This window comes from Bradyrhizobium nivariense, from assembly GCF_029846695.2.
Taxonomy (GTDB): Bacteria; Pseudomonadota; Alphaproteobacteria; order Rhizobiales; family Xanthobacteraceae; genus Bradyrhizobium.
This window is the reverse complement of record NZ_JARWCR020000026.1, coordinates 67,282-91,283: the sequence shown is the minus strand read 5'-3', so window position 1 is coordinate 91,283 and position 24,002 is coordinate 67,282. Positions and strand designations below refer to the sequence as shown.

Below are 24,002 nucleotides of genomic sequence, written 5' to 3'. Positions count from 1 at the left end.
CTTGTTTTCTTCTAATTGCGCCGCAATTGATGTATCCAGATAAGCCAATGGTCACGCTGCGACGGCACAACGCGCTTGGCCCTTCATTTTGGAGATATTCCGATGTCGCTCGATTCGGACATCATCGTCGATCGCCGCAGGATCCGCCGCAAGCTGACGTTCTGGCGCGTGATGGCCGCGCTGATCGCGATCGCGGCGATCGCAGGCTTCGCGCTGGTCGCGACACCAGGTGCGCGCGGTACGTTCGCGGCCGCCGGCTCGATCGCGCGGGTCCAGATCGACGGCCTGATCCGCAGCGATTCCGATCGCACGCAGGCGCTGGAGCGGCTGGAGAACTCGCAGGCTGCCGCCGTCATCGTCCACATCAACTCGCCGGGCGGCACGACCGCCGGCTCCGAGCAGCTCTATGATTCGCTGGTGCGGCTGAAGGCCAAGAAGCCGCTCGTCGTCGTGGTCGAAGGCCTCGCCGCCTCCGGCGGCTACATCACCGCGATCGCCAGCGACCACATCATCGCCCAGCAGAGTTCGCTGGTCGGCTCGATCGGCGTGCTGTTCCAGTTTCCGAACGTCTCGGAGCTGCTGAGGACCGTCGGCGTCAAGGTCGAGGAGGTAAAGTCCACGCCGCTGAAGGCCGCGCCCAACGGTTTTGAGCCGACCAGCCCCGAGGCACGGGCCGCGCTCGATGCGCTGGTGAAGGATTCCTACGCCTGGTTCAAGGGACTGGTGAAGGAACGGCGTGGCATGGATGACACGCAGCTCGAGAAAGTGGTTGATGGCCGTGTCTTCACCGGACGCCAGGCGATCGATCTCAAGCTGATCGACCAGATCGGCGACGAGAAGACCGCCGTGACCTGGCTGGTCGAGCAGAAGGGCGTCAAGAAGGGGCTTTCCGTGCGCGATTACAAGCTTGAGCCGCGCTTCAGCGATCTGCCGTTCCTAAAGACGGCCGCCGCCATCACGCTGGAAGCGCTGGGTTTGGGCTCGATTGCGCATCAAATCGGGCAAACCGGCGTGGTACAGGCGGTCGATCGGCTCGGAATGGATGGAATGCTGGCCTTGTGGCAGCCGGCGGCGTCGAACTGACCGCAGTCGGGCGAGCCTTCGAGGTTTTTCCCGTTCGACGCGTGCCGGGCCAGCCCGCTTTTTCGGCATTTGTCACGCATTTTCACGACGCTCAACCTTGATTTAGCGTCTTGACAGATCACGGTATTTTCACGGAAATGGTCATCCGCACGCTTCCGGGTCCTATCTCTCGATGATCAAATCCGAACTTGTTCAGCGTATCGCCGAGCACAACCCGCATCTGTACCAGCGGGATGTCGAGAACATTGTGAATGCGATTCTCGAAGAGATCGTAGCGGCTCTCGCGCGCGGTGATCGCGTCGAGTTGCGCGGCTTCGGTGCCTTCTCGGTCAAGCATCGCCCTGCGCGCGCAGGGCGCAATCCACGCACCGGCGCCCATGTGCCCGTCGACCAGAAGAGCGTTCCGTTCTTCAAGACCGGCAAGGAAATGCGCGAACGGCTGAATCGCGACCATCCGGATCCAGGCGCGCCAGACTGAGGCCGACGTCAGGGTTTTCCGCGGTCGCGAGAGATGCGGCCGCAAGCTTGATTCAAGGCGAGCGAGCCGAGATGCGAAAGTTCCTGACCGCGCTGATCGTGATTCCGCTGGGCCTGATCCTGATGGTCTTCGCCGTCGCCAATCGGCATTTTGTCACGGTCTCGTTCGATCCCTTCGTTTCCAACGACCCGTCATTGTCGGTCACGCTGCCGCTGTTCCTGCTCCTGATCGTGGTGGCTGCGCTCGGGGTCTTCGCGGGCGGTTGTGCCGTCTGGTTCGGTCAGCGGCACTGGCGGCGTGCGGCGCGCCGGCATGATGCGGATGCCCGGGCTGCGCGGGGCGAGCTGGCCGATCTGCGGGCCCAGGCGGCCGCAACAAAGCCCGAGTCCCAGCGCCTCCCTGTTCCCTCCGGGACGGGCCTTTACGGGCCCGTCGGGCGAGACAAGCAGCGCGCGACGTTGTAGAAGCGGCCGCAACCGAAAGCGCTGTTTTCCGGCCGCGGACCCGCGGCCTCCATTTGCTTTGAGCCCATGTCCTTGGAGAACATGTCCCTGCTGGTCAAAATCTGCGGCCTGTCCACGCCCGAGACGCTCGAAGTAGCACTCGACGCGGGTGCCGACATGGTGGGGTTCGTGTTCTTCCCGCCGTCGCCGCGGCATCTGTCGCTGGAAGCCGGCCGGGGCCTCGGTCAGCAGGTGAAGCGGCGCGCGCTCAAGGTCGCGCTCACCGTCGATGCAGACGATGCCACGCTCGACAACATCATGGACGCGCTGTCGCCGGACATCTTCCAGCTTCACGGCAAAGAGAGCGTGGCGCGGCTGCGCGACATCAAGCAGAAGTTCGGTCGCCCGGTGATGAAGGCGGTGCCGGTCGCAACATCAGCCGATCTCGCCGTGCTGGCCGGTTACGCCGCTGTCGCCGATCGCATCCTGTTCGATGCACGTGCACCGAAAGAAGCGACCCGGCCCGGCGGCCTGGGGGCGCCCTTTGACTGGCACCTGCTGGAAAATCTCGATCTGAAATTGCCCTACATGGTCTCAGGCGGGCTTCACGCCGACAACGTTACCGAAGCCGTCCGCGTCACCCGCGCCGGTGGTGTCGACGTCTCCTCCGGTGTCGAGAACGCCCCGGGCGTGAAGGACCCCGAGATGATCAAGGCCTTCATTCGCGCTGCGCGCGCAAGCCAAGATGCAAGTCAAGAGTTGAGCGTCCGATGAATATTGCAAAACCCAATTCCTATCGCAGCGGCCCTGACGAGCGCGGCCATTTCGGTATTTTTGGCGGGCGCTTCGTCGCCGAAACCTTGATGCCGCTGATCCTCGATCTGGAGAAGGCCTATACCGAGGCCAAGGCCGATCCTGCGTTCCAGGCCGAGATGAACGGCTACCTCAAGAATTATGTCGGCCGTCCTTCGCCGCTCTATTTCGCCGAGCGCCTGACCGAGCATCTCGGCGGCGCAAAAATCTACCTCAAGCGCGAAGAGCTCAACCACACCGGCTCGCACAAGGTGAACAACGTGCTCGGCCAGATCATGCTGGCGCGGCGCATGGGCAAGAAGCGCATCATCGCCGAGACCGGCGCCGGCCAGCACGGTGTCGCCACCGCGACGCTGTGCGCGCGCTTCGGTCTCGAATGCGTCGTCTATATGGGTGCCGTCGACGTCGAGCGGCAGCAGCCCAACGTCATCCGCATGGAGATGCTGGGCGCAACGGTGGTCCCGGTGCAGTCGGGCACGCGCACGCTGAAGGACGCCATGAACGAGGCGCTGCGCGACTGGGTCACCAACGTGCACAACACCTTCTACTGCATCGGCACGGTCGCAGGGCCGCATCCCTATCCGACGCTGGTGCGCGACTTCCAGTCGATCATCGGCAACGAGACCAAGGTGCAGATGCAGGAGGTCGAAGGCCGCCTGCCGGATTCGCTGGTCGCCTGCATCGGCGGCGGCTCGAACGCGATGGGCCTGTTTCATCCGTTCCTCGACGATTCCACCGTCGAAATCTTCGGCGTCGAAGCTGCGGGCCACGGGCTGACGCAACTGCATGCGGCGTCGATCGCGGGCGGCCGTCCCGGCGTGCTCCACGGCAACCGCACCTATCTCTTGATGGACGCGGACGGCCAGATCCAGGACGCGCATTCGATCTCCGCTGGCCTCGACTATCCCGGCATCGGCCCCGAGCATTCCTGGCTGCACGAGATCGGCCGCGTCAACTATCTCTCCGCGACCGACGACGAGGCGCTCGCAGCGTTCCAGTTGCTGTCAAAGCTGGAAGGCATCATCCCCGCGCTCGAGCCGGCACATGCCATCGCCAAGGTGATGGAGCTCGCGCCGAAGCGGGCGAAAGATCACCTGATGGTCGTCAACCTCTCCGGCCGCGGCGACAAGGACGTCCCGCAGGTCGGCGACATCCTGAGGGGCAAGAGCAAGTGACCACGCGTATCGACACCCGCTTCGCCGAGTTGAAGAAAGCCGGCCGCTCGGCCTTCGTCACCTTCGTGATGGCCGGCGATCCTGATCCTGCGACCTCGCTCGAGATCATCAAGGCGCTGCCGAAGGCCGGCGCCGATGTGATCGAGCTCGGCATGCCCTTCACCGATCCGATGGCCGACGGCCCGTCGATCCAGGCCGCCGGGCTCCGCGCGCTCAAGGTCGGCATGACGCTGAAGAAGACCCTCGAGCTCGTGCGCGGCTTCCGCAAGGACGACAACGCGACGCCGATCGTGCTGATGGGCTATTACAACCCGATCTACATCTATGGCGTCGACAAATTCCTAGTCGATGCGAAGACCGCCGGCATCGACGGCCTCATCATCGTCGACCTGCCGCCGGAAGAGGACGACGAGCTTTGCCTGCCCGCAATGAAGGCCGGCCTCAACTTCATCCGCCTGGCGACACCGACCACCGATGACAAGCGACTGCCGGCCGTGCTCGCCAACACGTCGGGCTTTGTCTATTACGTCGCGATCACCGGCATCACCGGCGCGGCGGCGGCTGACGCCTCGGCCGTGAGCGAGGCGGTTACCCGCATCAAGCGGCACACCAAGCTGCCGGTCTGCGTCGGCTTCGGCATCCGCACGCCGGAGAACGCCCGCGCCATTGCATCCCATGCCAATGGCGCGGTGGTCGGCACCGCGCTGGTCGATGCTCTCAAGAACAGCCTCGATGCGGACGGGCGCGCCACCGGCAAAACCGTTAACGCCGTCGCCGAGCTGACGGCGGCCCTGGCCCAGGGCGTCAAGGGCGCGCAACAGGCGGCGGAATAAGCCATAATTCCGCTGCCAAGTCTGGCGAGCAAGGCGGACGAGACGGCGGCTTGCCGGGATGTGGCCCGGCCGCCATATATCCCTTCAGGCGGTCCCCAGGTGGGATCGCACATCGGAGCAAACCATGAACTGGCTTACCAATGTGGTCCGGCCGAAGATCCGCAACATGCTGCGGCGGGAGACGCCGGAGAATCTTTGGATCAAGTGCCCGGATTCCGGACAGCTCGTGTTCTACAAGGACGTCGAGGCCAACCAGTTCGTCATCCCCGGCTCGAACTATCATATGCGCATGAACTCGGTGGCGCGTCTGAAGTCGATTTTCGACAACGAGACCTGGTACGACGTCGCGCTGCCTGACGTCACGCCCGATCCGCTCAAGTTCCGTGACGAGAAGAAGTACGTCGATCGCATCAAGGATGCCCGCGCGCGGACCAATCTGAACGACGCGATCAAGGTCGGCTACGGCAAGCTCGAAGGCGCCGCCGTCGTCGTCGCCGTGCAGGATTTCGACTTCATGGGCGGCTCGCTCGGCATGGCCGCGGGCGAAGCCATCGTGCGCGGGCTTGAGCTTGCGGTCGAGAAGAAGTCACCTTTCATCGTGTTCGCCGCCAGCGGCGGCGCGCGCATGCAGGAAGGCATCTTGTCGCTGATGCAGATGCCGCGCACCACGGTCGCGGTGCAGATGCTGCGTGAAGCAAAACAGCCCTACATCGTCGTGCTGACCAACCCGACCACCGGCGGCGTCACCGCGTCCTATGCGATGCTCGGCGACGTGCAGATCGCCGAGCCCGGTGCGCTGATCGGTTTTGCCGGCGCGCGCGTGATCGAGCAGACCATCCGCGAAAAACTCCCCGAGGGTTTTCAGCGCGCCGAATACCTCAAGGAGCACGGCATGGTCGACATGGTCGTGCACCGCCACGAATTGCGCCCGACCCTGGCGCGGCTCTGCCGCCTGTTGACCAGGGCGCCAGCGCTGGAGAGCGCCTCGAAACCAGTGCAGCCGGTCGTCAGCCCGGCGCAGATCGTATCGGCGCCCGAGACGGCGCCGGCCGCGCCGCACGCGTGAACGCCTCCTCCGACAGCGCAAAGCCTTCGCTCGGCGAATTGATCGGGCGGCTGTCGGCCCTGCATCAGAAGCGCATCGATCTCGGGCTGGAGCGGATGCACCGTCTGCTCGAGCGGCTCGGTCATCCCGAGCGCAAGCTGCCGCCGGTGATCCATATCGCCGGTACCAACGGCAAGGGCTCGACGCTCGCCTATCTGCGCGCGACGCTGGAGGCCGCAGGCCTGCGCGTCCACGCCTACACCTCGCCCTATCTGGTTCGCATCAACGAATGTTTCCGGCTCGGCCGGGTCGGTGGCGGCGCGCTGGTCGGTGACGACGAGTTGCGTGCGGCGCTGGAAGAGGTCGAGCGTGTCAATGCCGGCGAGGCGGCCACCGTGTTCGAGCTCAAGACGGCGGCTGCGTTTCATCTGTTCGCGCAGAACCCGGCCGATGTGGTTCTGCTCGAGGTCGGCCTCGGCGGCCGGCTCGATTCGACCAACGTGGTCGATACACCGGCGGCCTGCGTGATCACGCCTGTCAGCATGGACCACATGGATTTCCTGGGTGATACACTGACGTCGATCGCCGGCGAAAAGGCCGCGATCATCAAGCGCGGCGTACCCGTCATCTGCGCCGAGCAGTCGGGCGAGGCGATGGCCGTGATCGAAGCGCAGGCCAGGCGCATGCGCGCGCCGTTGTTTGCCGCGGGCGAAAGCTGGCACGTCAATGTCGAGCACGGGCGTCTGGTCTATTCCGATGAGCGCGGCTTGATGGATCTCACGGCCCCGCGCCTGTTCGGCCGCCACCAGTTCGACAACGCCGGCCTCGCGATCGCGACGCTGCGGGCCATTAGCGCGTTCAAGGTCAGCCAGGCGGCGTTCGAGGCCGGGATCGTCGGCGCCGAATGGCCGGCGCGAATGCAGCGCATCACGTCCGGCGAGCTGCTCTCCTGGGGACCGCAGGGATCGGATATCTGGCTCGATGGCGGCCACAATGCCGAGGGCGGCCGCGTCGCGGCGGCGGCGCTCGGCGATCTCGAAGAGCGGGTGTCGCGGCCGCTGGTCGTCATCGTGGGCATGATGGCCAGCAAGGACGCGCAGGGTTTTCTCGCCAATTTCGCCGGCTTGACCCGTCACATCATCGCGGTGCCGATTCCCGATACCGACCACGCGATGCCGGTCGACATCCTCGCGGATGCCGCGCGCAGCCTCGGCATGCGCGTCGAGCCCGCGCCGGGCATCGAGGCCGCGCTGCGCGCATTGGCGAAGCTCGCCTACGAAGTGCCGCCGCGCATCCTGATCACCGGCTCGCTCTATCTCGCCGGCCACGTGCTCGCCATCAACGGCACGCCTCCTGCATAGTGCTCGCGTAGATACTGCGTCCGGGCACGGTAGGGAGTGACTGCCAATGCGTTTTGCCGCGATCGCCGACGTTCACGGAAACTATCTCGCGCTGGAAGCTGTGCTCGCCGACATCCGCGCGCAAGGCATCGCCGACATCGTCAATCTCGGCGATATGCTGAGTGGCCCGCTCGATGCGCGCCGCACCATCGACATCCTGATGGAGCTCGATGCCGTGCACGTGCTCGGAAATCACGATCGCTATCTGCTCGACCGTCCGCCGGAGAAGATGGGCTCGTGGGATCGCCCCGCCCATGCGGCGCTCAATACTGCGCAACTCGACTGGCTGCGCGCGCAACCGATGACGCGCGTGTTTCGCGACCATGTCTTCCTCTGCCACGCGACGCCCGGCAATGACGAGGTCTACTGGCTCGATACCGTGCATCCCGACGGCACGGTGACGTTATCCCCGCTCGATCGGATCGAGCAGCTCGCACGAGGGGTCACGCAATCGCTGGTCCTCTGCGCCCACACCCATCTCGCACGTGCCGTGCGGCTTCGCGACGGAAGGCTGATCGTCAATCCCGGCAGCGTCGGCAGTCCCGGCTATCGTGACAAACATCCGTTCCCGCATGTCGTCGAGGCCGGCACGGCGCACGCGCGTTACGCGATCCTCGAGCCAACCGATGGTGCCTGGCAGGTCACGTTCCGCCATGTTGCCTACGATCATGAGGCGATGGCAGCTATTGCTCGCCGCAATGACCAGCCTGAGTTGGCGAACGCGCTGGCGACGGGATGGCTCAAATAGTTGTCGCTTCGTAGTCCGGATTGCGCTGCGCTCCAACCGGGCTACGGGCTACAGCTGTTTCAGCAGCTTCATCGGATCGGCCACTTTCTGCTTCAGCTGCTCGAAGCTGCATTGCCGCGGTGCCTTGTCGGGGCGCCAGCGCAGGATCGAGGTGCCGTGGCGAAAGCGCTCGCCGCTGAAATGGTCATAGCAGACCTCGATCACGAGCTTCGGCCTGAGCGGACACCACTTGGCCGAGCGCTCGGTGGACCAGCGGCTTGGCCCGCCCGGCGCGTTGCCGGTGAAGCCTGGCTCGCCGATCAGCGCCTCGAGCCGGTCGGTCAGATCGGGCTTTTCCGTCGCCTTGATCGCCGAGGTGAAGCCGACATGGTGCAGGAGACCTTTGTCATCGTAGAGTCCGAGCAGCAGCGAGCCGACCACGCTCCGGCCGGCGAGCTTGTTGGTGGCATAGCGGAAGCCGCCGACAACGCAATCGGCGCTGCGGAATTTCTTGATCTTCTGCATGCCGTCGCGATTTCCCGCCTGATAGGGCAGGTCGATGCGCTTGGCGATGACGCCGTCCGAGCCGCCGCCCGATTGCGCCAGCCATTTTTTCGCAATAGCGTAGCTCGTCGTCGCCGGTGAGAGGCGGAAGATGCCGCCTTTCAGATTGGCTTTGGCAAACGCTTCCAGCGCCGGCCGCCGCTCGCTGAGCGGCTCTTTGGCAAGCTGCTTCTCCCTGGCTGTCGCAAGTAGATCGAAGGCGAGATAGAGTGCCGGTGTTTCCTCCGAGAGTTTCTTCACGCGGCTTGAAGCGGGGTGAATGCGTTGCAGCAGCGCGTCGAAAGAAAAGCCTTTGCCGTGCGGCACGACGATCTCGCCGTCGAGCGTGAAGCGATCCGCCTTCGGCTTCAGCGCCGCGGCGACGATCTCGGGGAAATAGCGCGCGAGGTCCTCGCCGGATTTCGAGCGCAGATCAATGCTGCCGCCGTTGCGCGACAGCAGGCAGCGGAAGCCGTCCCATTTCGGCTCGTACTGCCACTCCTTGCCGCGCGGGATCGAGTCGACCGAGCGGGCTTCCATCGCCACGAGAGATGTCGATTTTCGCGCGCGGTTTGCAGGGGGAGGCACGGGCTGGGACTCGTCTTACGCTGGACATGTTCCGTCAACGCAAAACGGCCGACTTTCGCCGGCCGTTTCCAAAAATAAACCTGTGCGAGCCAGATCAGACCGCAGAGGTGATCCACTGCTGCAGCTTCGCCTTCGGCGCGGCGCCGACCTGACGGGAGGCCATCTCGCCGCCCTTGAAGATCATCAGGGTCGGGATCGACATCACGCCATACTTCGACGCGGTCTTCGGGCTCTCGTCGACGTTGAGCTTCACGATCTTGACCTTGTCGCCCATCGCGCCGGCGATCTCGTCGAGGGCGGGTGCGATCATGCGGCAGGGGCCGCACCATTCGGCCCAGAAATCGACGACCACGGGGCCGTTTGCCTTGAGCACTTCGGCTTCGAAATCGGTGTCAGAAACCTTACCAACGGCCATGGAAGTACCTCGTACCTGAGAGAAGGACGCGACGAGAATCGCGCCAAGATCATGGCGTCAACCTATGAATGGCTCCTTGCCGGGTCAAGGACGCTCACACCGAGATGAAGAGATGCCAGCGCCGCGTCCAGCGCGGGAGCCGAAATCTCCATATATTCAAGGGCCTCGGTCCAGAGCAGGACGGCGCGGACCGGCTTTTGGGGATAAAGCCCCGATAGCACCGCCCGGTACAATGCAAGCTGCCGCACATAGGCGGCGGGCGCGGCGGTGGCGCTCCTGGGAGCCGCCTGGTTGGTCTTGAAATCGACGATCAGGACCTCATCCGGGCGAACGACCAGCCGGTCGATCTGGCCCGACACCAGCGCCGGGGTGCGGCCCTGCCGCTCCAGCCTGCCGACGATCGCGACCTCCGCCCGGCTACCCGCGGCAAACACCGGCGCAAACCGTGGTTCGGCGATCAGGGCCAGCACCTTGTCCGCCAACGCGGCGCGGTCAGCCTCCGCCCAATCCGAGGCATTGCGCGCCATGAAGCCGAGCGCGGCCTCGCGCCGGCGCTCAGTGGCGATGTCGGGCAGCGATTGCAGCAGCCGGTGCACCAGCGTGCCGCGTTGCAGCGCGAGCGCGCGGGACTGCACTGATTCGCCTGACAGCACCGCGCGGCCTTCCTCGGCCGACTGGCCGGAGGGGCGGACCGGATCGTCGTCGATGGTCTCGCGCGGTGCCGGCGTCCGCAGCCAGTCCGGGAGCGCGGTCGTCTGGTCCAACGAGGTTGCTGGCGTGCCCAGCACTGCCTCGTCCTCCGGCCGCGCGAATCGCGTCACCTTGCCGAGCGGCGTCTCGATTGTCTGCTTGTCCAGCCCCGCGCCGGCGAGCCCGGTGTCGACCAGATCGTACCAGCTCAGCTTGCGAACCGTCTTCATGTTGCCGGGCATGCAGCCGCCGACGATGAGCCGGTCGGCGGCGCGCGTCATCGCCACGTAGAGCAGGCGTCGATATTCGTCCTCGGTCTCCTCGAGCATCGCCTTGCGCGCCTCGACGACCGGCTTGGGATCATCCGCCTTGCGGCCGGCCCAGACCACCACCTCGCCGCCATTGCCGCGCGGGACGTGGATCAGCCGCAGCCGCTGCGAATCCGCAGGCGACGATGTGGTGTCGACCATGAACACGACCGAGGCCTCCAGGCCCTTGGCGCCGTGCACCGTCATCACCCGCACCTCGTCGCGCGAGATCTCCATATCGCGCTTCACCTCGGTGTCGGCCGAGCGCAGCCAGGCCATGAAACCTTGCAGCGAGGCCGGCGCCTTGCGCTCGTAGTTCAGTGCGAGCTCCAAAAATTCGTCGAGCGCGTCGTTAGCCTCGTGGCCGAGCCGGAGCAGGATGCGCGCGCGTCCACCGTCGCCGCCAAGCAGCCAGGCATAGAAGGCGAACGGTGTCTCCTCGCGCGCCCGCGTTTCGCAGGCTTCCAGCCGCCGCAGCGCCGTCGCGAACTTCTCGCTTGTGGCCGCATGCTCGCTAAGCGCGCGGCGCAAGGATCCCTTGCGGTCATGGGCAAGCTGGAACAGATCGTCGTCGTCGAGGCCGAACAGCGGGCTCTTCAGCGCCACCGCGAGCGCAAGATCGTCCTGCGGCAGCAGCAGCGCATCGGCGAGGTTCATCAGGTCGATGATTCCGATGTGCTCGGTGAGCTTCAGCCGGTCGGCGCCGGCGACCGGAACATTGGCATGTTTCAGTGCCTGGATCACGGCGTCGAACGCATTGCCGCGCCGGCGGACCAGGACCAGCATGTCGCCATAGCGTAGGGGACGCCGCTCGCCTTCGTGGCCGGTCAGCGTGCCGCTCTCGACCAGTCGCTTGATCTCGGCCTGGATGCGGCGGGCGAGCCTGACCTCGGGGCTGGTGGCGGCAACGCCGTCGAACGGCGCACGCCACCCCTCGATCTCCTGCCTGTCATCGGCTTCCGCAAGGTCCCACAGCTCGATCACGCTCGGGCCTGCATCTGCGAGCGCATTGTGCAGGGGATGGCCGGTCTCGACCGAATGGATGCTCTTGTAGATCTGGGGCTCGCGGAAGACGTGGTCCACCGAATGCAGGATCGCGGCACCCGAGCGGAACGAATAGGTGAAGGCGACCGGATCGAATTTCAGCCCTGCCGCCGTGAACTTGCGGTGCAGTTCGCGCCGGCGTGCATCGAATTCTCGCGGCTGAGCGCCCTGAAAGGAGAAAATCGACTGCTTCTCGTCGCCGACGGCGAAGATGGTGCGGTTGAGTCCCTCGCGCGCGCCTTCGCCAGCCGTGAATTCGGAGATGATGTGCGCGACGATGTCCCATTGCCGCGGGCTGGTGTCCTGGGCTTCGTCGATCAGCACGTGGTCGACACCGCGGTCGAGCTTGTAATGCACCCAGCCCGAGGAGACACGGTCCAGCATCGCCAGCGTCTTGTCGATGAGGTCGTCATAGTCGAGCAGCCCGCGCTCCTGCTTCTCGCGGCGGTAGTTTGCGGCCGCAGCGGTCGCGATATGCAGCAGGGCCGCGGTGCGGTCGCGCATGGTCACCGCGCGGCGCGTCTCGATCAATCCGCTGAGGCGCTGCGCCTCGCTCTCGAACAAGCGGGCGACGGACGGGTTGTGATCGCAAAACTTCTTGGTCAGCACCGCCTTGCGCGGCAGCTTTTCGTCGGTGAGGAAGACGCAGAGATAGGCATCGACCTGCGCGCTGCCGGAAAAGACCCTTGCCTCGCGAAGCCGGCTGGCCTGGTCGTTGTCAGACTTGCTGCCGTCCTCCAGCGCAAAGGCGATGTCATCCCAGCGCGCTCGCGGCAGGAACGGACCGTCGACAATCTCCGTCTCGACGTCCTCGATGCGATCGCTCGCGTCCACGCCCAGCACTGCTGCCATCTGCACGGCAGCCAGCTCCGCGCTGCCGGCTTCATCGGTCCAGGCCATGAAATGATCGCGGCTCAGGCAAGCCTCGCGCACGACCTCCTTGAAGGTGACGTCGGCCGCGCTCGCCATCGCGGTCAGCAGCGCGCGGCCGGTGACGCTCTCAGGATCGCGCGCGGCCTCCAGCAGCACCTTCAAATTGGCGCGTTCCATCATGTCGGTCTGGTCGCGTTCGTCGATCACGGCGAAGCGCGCCGGCACGTTGGCCTCGAACGGAAACTGCTGGAGCAGGCGGGTGCACAGCGCGTGGATGGTCTGCACCTTCAGCCCGCCCGGCGTCTCCAGCGCGCAGGCGAACAGTTTTCGTGCCTCGCGCCGCAATTTTGTATTGGGATGCGGGATGCCGACCGCGCGGATCGCGGCATCGAGTGCCGTGTCGTCGAGCGTCACCCAATGCCCGAGCGTGGTGAACACGCGTTCGGCCATGTTGGCGGCGGCCGCCTTTGTGAAGGTGATGCAGAGAATCTTTTCCGGCGGCACGCCAGATAGCAGCAGGCGGATCACCCGCTGCACCAGCACATGCGTCTTGCCCGAGCCGGCATTGGCCGACACGAACGCCGATGCGGTCGGGTCCGATGCGCGCGCCTGCCGTGCGCGCACTTCATCCGGGATGGGGCGCGGTGCCTTCACCATTCTTCGATCCCCAATCCGCCGGCCGCCGACCATTCCTTGATCCGGGCGAGATCGTCATAAGTGCCGTAGCGATTCGTCCACATCGGCAGGTTCAATGAGGTGTAGGGCTGGTTCTCGTCCTCGAAGGCGCGGATCAGCGCCTCCAGCTTGGCCCTGGCCTCAGCGGCCGCGATGTCCGGCGGCTGCGGCTCGTCGCCTTGCTTGAACTTGAGCTCGAGGATGCGTTCTTCGCCCGGCGGATTGTTGCCGCTCAGGCGAACATAGACGAGCTGGCTCACGGACGCGCCGGCGTCGATGTCGGGAAAACCGCCCTCGCGCAGGATCGCGGCTTCCAGCGTGAGCTGCGGCGACAGGCCCATGCGGACCTGCTTGCCGGTCGGCGGCTGGCCAGTCTTGTAGTCGAGGATGGCGTAGCCACCGCCCTGGCGCCGTTCGATACGGTCGGCGCGGGCGGAGAGGCGGAAACTGCGCCCATGGTCGAGCGTGATCGAGATCTCGCCGCGGGTTTCCGCGGTGATCGCCTCGATCACGCCGCGCCGCGCCGTCTCCCATTCGCCGAACCAGCGCGCGATGCGCTGGAAGCGCGGCCACCACAGCGCTCGCGCCTCGGGTCGCTCCATCAGCGGCGCAAAGTATTTTTCGCCGATCGCCCGCAGCACGCGCGCGGGATCGTCAGGTAGGCGTGTCGCGTATTTTTCGGTGAACTCGCCGAGCGCATCGTGGATCGCCGAGCCGCGGTCGGCGGCCGACAGCGGCATGTCGACGGGATCAAGCGCGTCGAGCCGCAAAATGTGTTTTGCGTAGATCGTGTAGGGATCGCGCAGCCAGTCCTCGATCGCGGTCACAGACATCCTGAGCGGACGGGTCGCGCGCGGCGGTCGCGGCTCGGGCTGCTTGATCGGTCTGACCTCGTCGGGCCGGTCCAACGCGCCCGCGAACTGTACGTATTTCTCCCCCGCGCGAATTGCAGCGTTCCAGTGCGCGTCGCCCGCGACCGCCTCTAACCGGTGCAGGAAGCGCGAGGCGACCGCCGGCGCGCCGCCAGCCTTGGCGGAGTGGGTGAGGATGACCTCGTCGCCGCCGAGCAGTTGCGCAAAATCATGCGCGGAGAGGCCGATACGGCGTTCCGGCAGATCGAGGCCGAGCTCGTGCCGCATCGGCCGGCTCAGCCAGGGATCGATGCGCGGCGCCGGCGGCCAGACCCCCTCGATCAGCCCGCCGACGATGATTCGGTCGGCCTGCATCAGGCGCGATTCCAGCGGGCCGTAGATCTGCAGGCGAGCGCCCGGCTTGTCTCGCCGCCGCACCGCGCGATCGCCAAATGCAGTCTGGAAGACGTCTGCGTAGTCGGGCAGCGTTACCATCAATCCGCTGGTCGTGCCGCCGCGCAGGAGATCGTCGAAGGCACCCGCGAGCGCGAGGCCCTCGCGTTCCTCAAAGGCCAGCGAAATGCCGTGCTCGTCGCGCGACAGCTCGATCATGATCTCGCGGTGGCGATGTGCGAGCTCGGCGAAGTCATACGGTTTCGATGACGCCAGGCTCTCGATCGGCGCCAAGGCTTGTCGCAGCGCATCGATCAGCGCCTGAATGCGATCGAGGTCTTCCGCCTTGAGACGTGCGCGCGGCTCGGCCTTATGCAGCGCGGAGACCTCGCTGCGCCACAGCTTTGCCAGCTCCTCGCGAAAGCGATTGAATTCGCGCAGCAGGCCGGCGGTGCCCGCAGGCGGGCGCGTGCCGCGCAAGAGGGCGAGCTCCAGGGCCTCGATCGCCGCCTTCCATGCGCCAGGCGACCGGCCGAGCCGGCACAGCGGATGCTTCAGCATCGCCAGCAGCGTCGGCGGCTCCAATCCCTTGGTCGCAGCCTCCGCTGTGAGCCGCGCAAAGACGCCGGCGGAGGTTTCCATCAGGACGTCGCCGCCGGAATCATCGAATGCGAGATCCCATCGGGTCAGTGCGGCCATCACCCGCCGCGCCAGCGCGCGATCGGGCGTGACAAGCGCCGCGGATTTGTCGAGATGCCGCGCCTCGCGCATCGCGATCGCGATCGCGAGCGCTTCCATCTCGGGATTGGGGGCTTCGACCACCGCGAGGTTCTTCATGCCGCTGGCGATCTTCGCGGCCACGTCCGGCTGCTTCAGCCGGTCGTGCCAAATCTCGGTCTTGGCCGATGGCCGCATCGATTCGGAGGCGAGCAGATCGCGACCGCCTTCCGCCGGTGGCTGGAGGATATCGACGTCGCTGCGCTTGATGCCAAAGCGATCCAGCAGCGCGTGCATGGCATATTGCGGATGGTTCGAGACCGGATGCTCCGCGAACTTGCCGAGCGAGTCGCGTACGCCGCCGATGCTGCGCCAGGCATCGTCGTCGAGATCAGTGTCGAGGCCGGGCAGCACCACGGCGCCATGCGGCAGCGAGGCGACTGCGTGGAGAAATCTTGCCGTGGCCGGCATCGAGCCGGTCGAACCGGCCGCGATCACGGGACCGCTCGGATGCGCGGTCAGCCGCTTGGCTTCGGCATCGATCAGGAGGTCGCGGCGGGCAGCGGGCTCGATGCGTTTGATTTCGGCGAGATGACCGGGCCAGGCGATGCGCGCGATGCGCAAAAATTCAAGCGAGTGCTGCCAGTACCGGTCGAGCATATCAGGCACGAGGCCATCGAGCGCGCTCCAGTCGACGCCGCGCGTGACCATGTCGTCGATCAGGCGTGCGAGATCGGACGCCAGCGCCAGCGTCGAGGCGGGGCCGCCGACGACCAGCGGAGACAATACCGGGCCCTTGGCCCAGGCCGCGACCAGCTGCGCCAGTGTCAGCCGCCGTTCGAGCTCGCCGAGCCGCGGCGGAATGTCGAGCGGCGTTGCGCCGGAAAACTGTTCGCCTTCATCGGCGAAAGCGAGCTCATCCTCGTCGATGTCGCCGAGCGCCACGATGCGCGGCAGCACGACAGCATCCACCTTCATCTCGTCGAGGAAGATCTCGCGGACGACGCGCATGGCGCGCCGTGTCGGCAGGTACAGCATGGCGTCCGCCAGCCGCGCCGGCTCCTTGCGCGCCTCAAAGCCGTCGACCAGCCGGCCGTCGACCAGGCTTGAGACGACGGTGCGCAGGAACGGAACTGAGACTGGAACGCTGAAAACGCGCATGAGCTGCCTGATTCGGGAATCAGGCGCCAATATAGGGAGGCGGACTCAAATGGTCATGGGCCGAGGTGAGATAGTCCCCGCTGTTCGCTGGACCTGGACAGGTGTCATCATCCGCGAAGGCGGATGATCCAGTATTCCAGAGACGGTGGAGTTTTGACCGAGAGGCCGCGGCGTACTGGATGCCCCGCCTGCAGCCTTCGCTAAAGCTTCGGCGCCCCTGGACCTTAATCCCGGCGAAGCCTTGGCGTAGCCGGGTCGCGGGGCATGACGGCGCGGCCCTACACCACGCTCTCCAGAAACGCCTCTTCCGCGGCGTGCACGGCGTCGGGCGTGCCGACATGCATCCAGACGCCGTCGAGGCGGAGGCCGAACAGCCGCTCCTGCTCGTTGGCGCGGTCGAACATCTTTGTCAGCGAGAACTCGCCCGTCGGGGCATCGGCGAAGATCGATGGCGACATGATCGCCGCGCCGGCATAGACGAACGGAACGACCTCTTTTTCCTTGCGTTTGCGCAAGGCGCCGTCGGGCGTCATGCCGTAGTCGCCGCGACCGCTATAGCCGATGCTGGTCGCCGTCGGTGCCATCAGCAGCAAAATGTCCATCCGCGCGGGGTCGAAGTTTTCGGCAAGCCGCGCCAGATTGGAGCGGACACCGTCGATCCACAGCGTATCGGAATTGACATGGAAGAACGGCGCATCGCCGAGCAGCGGCAGCGCCTTGACCACGCCGCCACCGGTGCCGAGCACCTGGTCGCGCTCGTCCGAGATGGTCACGCGCGGATGCTGGCGGGATGCGGTGTGATCGATGATCTGGTCCGGCAGATAGTGCACGTTGACCACCGCCTCGCTTACGCCGGCCTGGCCGAGCTTGTCGAGCACGTGATCGAGCAGCGGCTGGCCGGCCACCGGCACCAGCGGCTTCGGCATCTTGTCCGTCAACGGACGCATGCGCAGGCCGAACCCTGCAGCGAGCACCATGGCTTTGGTCGGCTTGACGGACATCCTTCGCTTTCTCAGACCTATTGATTTCGCGTTCGCAGCAATCCTAACACGAGGTTCGACTGACCGCACCGCGTCTTAACCGCCTTAACCACCTGCCGTGACGCTTGTACGACGGGTGTTGCCGTTAAGCCCGGATGGATGTGGAACGCGCCTTTTTCTTCTTGTCGCCAAGCTTGAGAAAGTTGACGCCGATCTGGTCGCCATTGACCCAGGCGAGCTCGCAGCGCCGGTACGCAAGTCCTGTGGACGACAGCAGCAGAAAAAACTCCTTCAGATGCAGGCCTTCGACCGAGCCGTCGATGGTCAGCTTGGCGCCGCTCTCGGAGACGTCCTCCATGGTGCAGTCGCGCCGCCAGGTGCCGTCGATACCCATCATCTGGGCCGCGATCCCGCGCTCGAAAACAACCCGGCTGTTGCCGCGCTGGTCCGTCTTCACCGTCATCTGCCCTGCTCCAGCCCCCGCAATTATCCGGCGGCCTGGCCGCCAGATTACCGGTGTCTTGGCTAACAGCCGGTAAATCGGGTCCCGAATCGGCCTTTTCAGCCTTATCAGCCTTGGGCTGGCCCTCGGGGCGGCGGGACGTTGGCGCGATACCAGTCGCGCAGATCGGTGAGCGCGGGATGCGCCAGGGAGCGCTGGAGGTAGGTCCAGATCCGCGGCTGGTGACGCAGATAATGCGGCTTGCCGTCGCGGCGGTTGAGGCGGGCGAAGGTGCCGAGCAAACGCGTGTTCCGCTGCGCCGACATGATGGCGTAGAGCTCGGCGAAGCCGGCCGCGTCGAAGCTTGCGTCGCTCGCGCGGCGCGCCTTGATGTAGCGCGACAGCAGTGTCAGCTCGAGCGGCTCGGGCACGTCGATGCGGGCGTCCTGGAGCAGCGACACCACGTCGTAGGATTGCGGCCCCAGCACGGTGTCCTGGAAATCGATTACGCCGACACGTTCGATGCCGGTGCGATTCCCGAGCCAGATCAGGTTCGGCGAGTGATAGTCGCGGATGATCCACGTCTTCCGCGCCGCCAGCGGCTTCTTCAGCAGCTCGCGCCACATCGCGAAAAATTCGACGCGCTTCTCGTCGTCGAGCGGCGCGTTGCGATCGGGCAGGTACCATTCCGGCATCAACCCGATCTCGATCAGCAGCGCCTCGGTATCGAAGACGGGAATGGCATAGGTCTGCCCCCCGAGCGGCAATTCCTCCGGCAGCGTCTTGCCGTGCAGCATGGCCAGCAAATCGGTCGCGGCTTCGTAGCGCTCGGCGATCGGGCGCGGCGGATCGCCCTCGATCACGCCTTCGCTGCCGAAGTCTTCGCTGATCAGAAATCCGCGGTCGAGGTCGGAATGATGGATCGCGGGCGCGGAGATTCCTTGCGCGCGCAGACCTTCGTCGATGGCGACGAAGGGTTTGATGTTTTCGGCGAGATGCACCGCGGCGCTATAGGATTTTCCGTTGTACATCGCAGCGCCATCCGGGCGCTGCGGAGAATTCATGAGGATGACGATCGCGTCGTCGCGCAGCAGTCGCGCATAGGAGCGGGTCGAGGCGTCGCCCGGCATGCGTTTGCGCGTTGCCTCCATGTAGCCGGATGCATCGAGGAATTCGCGCAGCGCCTTCAGCCGCGCGACGGTGGCGGCAGCCTTGCCATAGCCGGTGATGTCGGCGGCGCGTGCGTTCGAGCCCAGCGCCGGCCGGTGCGTCAGCGCAATGTCGATGCGGTCTTGAGGCATCGCCGACGGCGCGCGCTCCGGCCATTCGATCAGGACGAGGGTTGCTTCCGGCAGCGGCGACAGCCCGATCTCTTCGAGCTCGCTCTCGTCCTCGACGCGGTAGAGGTCGGCATGCATCGCCGGGAATGGCGGCAGTTCGTAGCCCTGCACCAGCGTGAAGGTCGGGCTCGGCACCTCCAGCGTCTCGTCGCCGGCGAGATAGCGGATCATGGCGCGCGCGGCTGCAGTCTTGCCGGCACCGAGATCGCCGGTGAGCGTAATGACGTCGCCGGGGCCGACCAGCAGCGCGAGGTCGGCCATCAGTTGCGCAGTGGCCGTCTCGTTGTGAAGCGCGACGGAGAATGCGGTTGGGCCGGTCATTCGGCGGCGTCGCGATGCGCCGCCTGGTCGGTCGGGAAATCGCAGATCACGACCGTGCCCCTGCCCACGATCGAATCCACCCGGATCTTGCCGCCGTGCAGCTCGACGAAGGAGCGCACCAGCGACAGGCCAAGCCCGGCGCCGCGATGACGCGAGCCCTGCGAGCGGCTCTCGAACCAGTTGAACACCTTGTCCTTCATGTCGGCAGGTATTCCAGGCCCGGAATCTGTCACAGTGAAGACCACACTGCGTTCGGTGCGGCGGGCGCTGATGCCGACGGCGGAATCCTGTGGAGAAAACCCGACGGCGTTGGCGAGGAGGTTATAGAGCACCTGCACCACGCGCTTCTCGTCGCCGATGAAGCTGCCGACATCGGGCGCGATCTCGACCTTGAGGCGGATGCGGTCTGTGGCGAGCCGGTCCTGGATACCCTCGGCGGCGAGCTCGATGGTCTTGCTGACGTCAACCGGGCCGAGTTCCAGCTTCATCGCGCCGGCGTCGATGGTGGCGAGATCCAGGATGTTGTTGGTCAGCGCCAGCAGCGCATTGGTCGATTTGGTGACGTAGTCGAGATATTCGGCCTGTTTCGGCGTCAGCGGCCCGGTCGAGGGATCGCTGAGGAAATGCGCGAAGCCGATGATGGTGGTGAGCGGGGAGCGCAGCTCGTAGGAGACGTGGTGGACGAAATCCACCTTCATCTGGTCGGCGGCCTCCAGCGCCTCGTTGCGCTCGCGCAGCGCGCGCTCGACGTTCTCGGTGTCGGTGATGTCCTGGAACGTCAGCATGGTCGCGCCGTCGTGCAGCGGCCGGATCATGCCGTCGAGCACGCTGCCGTCCTTGCGCTCCAGCTTCAGCGGTACGTCGGCGCGGCTCTCGATCGAGGTGACGGCCTCGCGGATCTGTCGCCAGACGATCGAATCGTCGAACAGCTGATGGCACCAGCCCTCGACGGTCTGGATATGCGGCTCGTCGCGCATGGCGTCGGCGGACAGCTTCCACATCCGGACAAAAGCCGGGTTGAACAGCTGCGCCTTGCCGTTGCTGCCGAACACCGCGACGCCTTCGGCGAGGCTGTCCAGCGTCTCGCGCTGGACGCGGATCATGCCGTCGAAGCGGCGGGCGAGCTCGAGGCTCTCGGTGACGTCGTCGAACAGATAGGTGACGCCGCCTTCCGGGTTCGGCGTGGTGACGACGGAGAGCGCGCGGCCGTCGGGCAGGTACCAGGTGTCCTTGGCGGTCTCGACTGCGCGATAGGCCTCGTGCAGCTTGGCCTTCCAGGCGCGGAAGTCCGGCTGCTCCGGCAGCTTGCGCCCGGCGCGGAGCTGGTCAAGCACGCTGGAATCATCAGGGTTGGCGTCGAGGAAGGTGCGGTCGAGGTCCCACAGCCGGCGGTAGGAATCGTTGTAGAAGGCGAGCCGGCGATGGCCGTCGAACACGGCAACGCCGGAGGAGAGCTGGTCGAGCGTGCGGCGATGCGCCTCCGCCATCCGCACCAGCGCCGAGCTCAGCGCGTCCGCCTCGCTGGCGTCGATGGCAACGCCGACATTGCCGCTGCCGACATTGACGGCGCGGACGTCATAGATGCGCCGTTCGCCGCCGATCACGATCGGCAGCCGCGAGGTGAAATTGGCCGCGTCCTTCAGTCCCCGCTCCATCGCGGTGCGGTCGGCGCTGTCGAGCAGCTCGAGCTTGCGTTCCTGGGCGTCGGCGATGCTGGCCGCCTCGGTCGCACGGACATAGGCGGGGTTGGCGTAGGTCAGCGCGCCGTTCTCGGCTTTGGCCCAGATCGGCCAGGGTGCGGCGGCGGCGAAGCCGCGCAGCATTTCCGTCTCGTCGGAGAGTGCCTTGTAGCGCAGATTGGTCTCGGCCAGATCGCGGCGCAGGCCCGACAGTTCGCGAATCCTGACGATGGCCTGGCCGCCGATGGCGCGGCCGATGGCCTCTAACGTGTGGCCATGCGCGGTGGTGAGCGTCAGCTGGAACCCGTCGCCGCGGTCGCGCAGCGCGTCGACCGCGTGATCCATCTGGAGCGCCGGTTCCGGCGGCAGCCAAGTTCCGAATGCGAGCACGCGCTGCGGAGAGGAGTCGCGCGGCAGCACCATGGAGATGTCGCCGGAAATCTGCGCGCGATTGTCGCCGGCCGGCCAGGAGATCAGGATTTGCGGCTCGGCGAACAGCAGCGCACCGAAGCGGTCGGCCTGGAGCTGGAGTTCCCCGATCCGGGCGCGCAGCCGCGCCTCGTTCTTCGCCGTACGCACGCGGGTGCGCATCAAGAGGATCGCGGCGACCACCGAGAAGCCGAGCAGGGCCAGCGCAGTGGCCAGCACCGCGAGCTCCTGCCGGTTGAAATCCAGCAATGTTGAGAGTGTGTCGACGAGGTCGGCGGCCTCAGCCGGCGCAGCCGGCAGCAGCGCCGCGAGAGCGCTCCCTATCAAGCCGTTGCGCACAAGTGATGTGCACGACAGCAGCGTCCGACGCATCGACACGATCACGCCTGACATAGTTGCCCCAAGACCGCACGAATTTACGCGCGACGACCCCCGTCGCGCGCGAATCAAAAGACAATACCCTCACCGTGACTCCACCTGTAAGAGTCCAGATCGTGAACGCAAAGGCGGCCCCAAAAAAATGCCGGATGCAGCGTTCCAACTCACGTAGTTCCTCGGGTGATTCGGCTGAATGTACCGTGCGTTAGCGGCCGGTCGAGCCGAATCCGCCGGCTCCGCGGTCGGTCGACGACAATGTGGCCACGGGAACCAGCGCGGCCTGCACGACGGGCGCGATCACCATCTGCGCGATGCGCTCGCCGCGCTTGATCACGAAGGCGGCCCGGCCGTGATTGATCAGGATCACCTTGATCTCGCCGCGATAGTCCGCGTCGATCGTGCCCGGCGAGTTCAGCACGGTGACGCCGTGCTTGGCCGCAAGCCCCGAGCGCGGCCGGACCTGCGCCTCGTACCCGGGCGGCAGCGCGATCGCGAGGCCGGTCGGCACCAACGCATACTGGCCGGGCGCGAGCGTCATCGGCTCGCTGTCCGACACCGCCGCCATCAGGTCGAGACCGGCGGCATCATTGGTCTGATAGGCCGGCAGCGGCAGCCCCTCCGCATGCGCAAGGCGTTGCAGTTCGACCGTGACTTTCGTGCTCAAGATGCGGGCTCCCGGGATTTGCCGCTCACGCTCTTTGCGACGCGCGCGACCAGTTCAATGGCGACCTGTTCCTTGGTCATCACCGGCCAGGAATCAACTGCAATCTCGCCATCCTTCTCGCTGTTCTTCTCGCCATCCTTGCGGCTGATGAGGTGCACCGTATTGCGGTCCCCGCCCATCACGCCGGTTGCGGAGGAGACGTCGTTGGCGACGATCCAGTCGCAGCCCTTGCGGGCAAGCTTGGACTTGGCGTTGTCGATGAGGTGCTCGGTCTCGGCGGCAAAGCCGATCACCAGTGGCGGACGCTCGCCGGTCAGCTTGGAGATCGTCGCGAGGATGTCGGGGTTCTCGACCAGCTGGAGCGGTGGCATGCCGGCCGAGGTCTTCTTCAGCTTCTGCTCGCCTTCATTGGCGACGCGCCAGTCGGCGACCGCCGCAGCGAAGATCGCGATGTCGGCGGGAAGCGCGGCCTGTACCTGTTCCAGCATTTGCCGGGCCGATTCCACATGCTTCACCGTGACGCCCTGGGGATCGCGAAGATCGACCGGGCCGCTGACCAGGATCACCTCGGCGCCCGCGGCCTGTGCGGCGGCAGCGATGGCAAAGCCCTGCTTGCCGGAGGAGCGGTTGGCGATGTAGCGCACTGGATCGATCGGCTCGTGGGTCGGACCCGCGGTGATCAGCACGCGCTTGCCGGCGAGTGGGCGGGGTACCGGCGGCCGCAGCAGGCGCTCGGCGGCGGTCGCTATTTCGATCGCCTCGGACATGCGGCCGATGCCGGCTTCACCTGCTTCGGCCATCTCGCCGGAATTCGGCCCGATCAGCACCACGCCGTCGCGCTGAAGCTGCGCGACGTTGCGCCGCGTCGCCGCGTTATTCCACATCAGCGGATTCATCGCCGGCGCGACCAGGACCTTGCGGTTGGTCGCGAGCAGGACGGCGCTGGCGAGATCGTCGGCGTGGCCATTGGCCATCTTGGCCATCAAATCCGCGGTCGCAGGCGCCACAACGATCAGGTCGCACTCGCGCGCGAGGCGGATATGGCCGGCGTCGAACTCGCTCTGGGGGTCGAACAGGTCGGTGTAGACGCGCTCATGCGAGAGCGCGCTCACAGCCAGCGGCGTGACGAATTGCTGCGCCGCCGTGGTCAGCACGCAGCGCACCTCGATCCGCCGCTCCTTGAGCCGGCGGATCAGGTCGAGCGATTTGTAGGCCGCGATACCGCCGCCGATGATCAGGGTGACGCTGGCCTCGGGAGGGGCGCCGCTGCGCTGGGGTGTGGGAGCGGTGGATGCCGCCGGGGGCGCCGCAAACGGCGTCAGCGGCTCCTCGCGGCCCTCGATCAGCTCTCCGAGAATGACCCGGACCTCTTCCTCGACCGACCTGCGGTTCTTGGCCGAACGCAGCCTGAGGTAGGTTTTGATGCCTTCGTCGAGCTTGCGAATGGTCAGGCTTGCCATGGCGCTTCTCCAGCACGAATGATGGCGATGCTATCATTCGTGTGATTGCACTGC

The 24,002-nt window shown here is 65.9% G+C and carries 19 protein-coding genes; 9 read left to right on the top strand and 10 right to left on the bottom strand.

Annotated features, from left to right (window positions below; translation table 11 throughout):
* Positions 1-102: 102 nt before the first annotated feature.
* The 9 genes from sppA to QCM77_RS22000 all read left to right on the top strand — a co-directional run bounded on the left by sppA (position 103) and on the right by QCM77_RS22000 (position 8,018).
* Positions 103-1,083, top strand: a complete 981-nt coding sequence (gene sppA, locus QCM77_RS22040; RefSeq protein WP_279660088.1) for a signal peptide peptidase SppA — start codon at positions 103-105, stop codon at positions 1,081-1,083.
* Between the two features lie 172 nt (positions 1,084-1,255).
* Positions 1,256-1,561 (top strand): integration host factor subunit beta, encoded by a 306-nt coding sequence (locus QCM77_RS22035; protein WP_007598410.1) that lies wholly within the window; start codon positions 1,256-1,258, stop codon positions 1,559-1,561.
* A 71-nt stretch (positions 1,562-1,632) separates the two neighbouring features.
* A complete protein-coding gene (locus QCM77_RS22030; protein ID WP_279684887.1) occupies positions 1,633-2,025 on the top strand; it encodes a LapA family protein in 393 nt (130 codons plus the stop codon).
* A gap of 81 nt (positions 2,026-2,106) precedes the next feature.
* The gene (locus tag QCM77_RS22025; protein WP_279684885.1) at positions 2,107-2,778 is read left to right on the top strand and encodes a phosphoribosylanthranilate isomerase; all 672 of its coding nucleotides are present in this window, start codon (positions 2,107-2,109) and stop codon (positions 2,776-2,778) included.
* Positions 2,775-3,992, top strand: a complete 1,218-nt coding sequence (trpB, locus tag QCM77_RS22020) for a tryptophan synthase subunit beta (protein WP_279684882.1) — start codon at positions 2,775-2,777, stop codon at positions 3,990-3,992. Before QCM77_RS22025 ends, trpB begins: the two co-directional genes overlap by 4 nt.
* Complete coding sequence (trpA, locus tag QCM77_RS22015; protein WP_279660084.1) at positions 3,989-4,825, top strand: tryptophan synthase subunit alpha; 837 nt, start codon at positions 3,989-3,991, stop codon at positions 4,823-4,825. The genes trpB and trpA overlap by 4 nt, the downstream gene beginning before the upstream one ends.
* 124 nt (positions 4,826-4,949) lie before the next feature.
* On the top strand, positions 4,950-5,891 hold the full coding sequence (gene accD / locus QCM77_RS22010) for an acetyl-CoA carboxylase, carboxyltransferase subunit beta (protein ID WP_247331492.1): 942 nt from the start codon (positions 4,950-4,952) through the stop codon (positions 5,889-5,891).
* On the top strand, positions 5,888-7,231 hold the full coding sequence (locus tag QCM77_RS22005) for a bifunctional folylpolyglutamate synthase/dihydrofolate synthase (protein WP_279684880.1): 1,344 nt from the start codon (positions 5,888-5,890) through the stop codon (positions 7,229-7,231). Before accD ends, QCM77_RS22005 begins: the two co-directional genes overlap by 4 nt.
* Positions 7,232-7,277: 46 nt before the next feature.
* Positions 7,278-8,018, top strand: a complete 741-nt coding sequence (locus QCM77_RS22000; protein ID WP_279684879.1) for a metallophosphoesterase family protein — start codon at positions 7,278-7,280, stop codon at positions 8,016-8,018.
* A gap of 48 nt (positions 8,019-8,066) precedes the next feature.
* Here the strand turns inward: QCM77_RS22000 and QCM77_RS21995 are convergent, their stop codons facing one another.
* The 10 genes from QCM77_RS21995 to coaBC form a co-directional block, all read right to left on the bottom strand.
* The gene (locus tag QCM77_RS21995; protein ID WP_279684895.1) at positions 8,067-9,080 is read right to left on the bottom strand and encodes an ATP-dependent DNA ligase; all 1,014 of its coding nucleotides are present in this window, start codon (positions 9,078-9,080) and stop codon (positions 8,067-8,069) included.
* 142 nt (positions 9,081-9,222) lie between these two features.
* A complete protein-coding gene (gene trxA, locus QCM77_RS21990; RefSeq protein ID WP_007598398.1) occupies positions 9,223-9,543 on the bottom strand; it encodes a thioredoxin in 321 nt (106 codons plus the stop codon).
* Between the two features lie 62 nt (positions 9,544-9,605).
* Positions 9,606-13,115: a double-strand break repair helicase AddA gene (gene addA / locus QCM77_RS21985; RefSeq protein WP_279684877.1), complete on the bottom strand. Its 3,510-nt coding sequence runs from the start codon at positions 13,113-13,115 to the stop codon at positions 9,606-9,608.
* Positions 13,109-16,255 (bottom strand): double-strand break repair protein AddB, encoded by a 3,147-nt coding sequence (gene addB, locus QCM77_RS21980; protein WP_279684875.1) that lies wholly within the window; start codon positions 16,253-16,255, stop codon positions 13,109-13,111. Before addB ends, addA begins: the two co-directional genes overlap by 7 nt.
* 278 nt (positions 16,256-16,533) lie before the next feature.
* The gene (locus tag QCM77_RS21975; RefSeq protein WP_279660079.1) at positions 16,534-17,256 is read right to left on the bottom strand and encodes a nucleotidyltransferase family protein; all 723 of its coding nucleotides are present in this window, start codon (positions 17,254-17,256) and stop codon (positions 16,534-16,536) included.
* A 124-nt stretch (positions 17,257-17,380) separates the two neighbouring features.
* Positions 17,381-17,698, bottom strand: coding sequence for a PilZ domain-containing protein (locus QCM77_RS21970; protein ID WP_279684874.1), 318 nt, complete (start codon positions 17,696-17,698; stop codon positions 17,381-17,383).
* 107 nt (positions 17,699-17,805) lie between these two features.
* Positions 17,806-19,338, bottom strand: coding sequence for a tRNA (adenosine(37)-N6)-threonylcarbamoyltransferase complex ATPase subunit type 1 TsaE (gene tsaE, locus QCM77_RS21965; protein ID WP_279684872.1), 1,533 nt, complete (start codon positions 19,336-19,338; stop codon positions 17,806-17,808).
* Positions 19,335-21,839, bottom strand: coding sequence for a sensor histidine kinase (locus QCM77_RS21960; protein ID WP_279684870.1), 2,505 nt, complete (start codon positions 21,837-21,839; stop codon positions 19,335-19,337). Before QCM77_RS21960 ends, tsaE begins: the two co-directional genes overlap by 4 nt.
* Before the next feature lie 190 nt (positions 21,840-22,029).
* Positions 22,030-22,488, bottom strand: coding sequence for a dUTP diphosphatase (gene dut, locus QCM77_RS21955; protein WP_279684869.1), 459 nt, complete (start codon positions 22,486-22,488; stop codon positions 22,030-22,032).
* Positions 22,485-23,948 (bottom strand): bifunctional phosphopantothenoylcysteine decarboxylase/phosphopantothenate--cysteine ligase CoaBC, encoded by a 1,464-nt coding sequence (coaBC, locus tag QCM77_RS21950; protein ID WP_279684868.1) that lies wholly within the window; start codon positions 23,946-23,948, stop codon positions 22,485-22,487. The genes dut and coaBC overlap by 4 nt, the downstream gene beginning before the upstream one ends.
* Positions 23,949-24,002 lie beyond the last annotated feature (54 nt).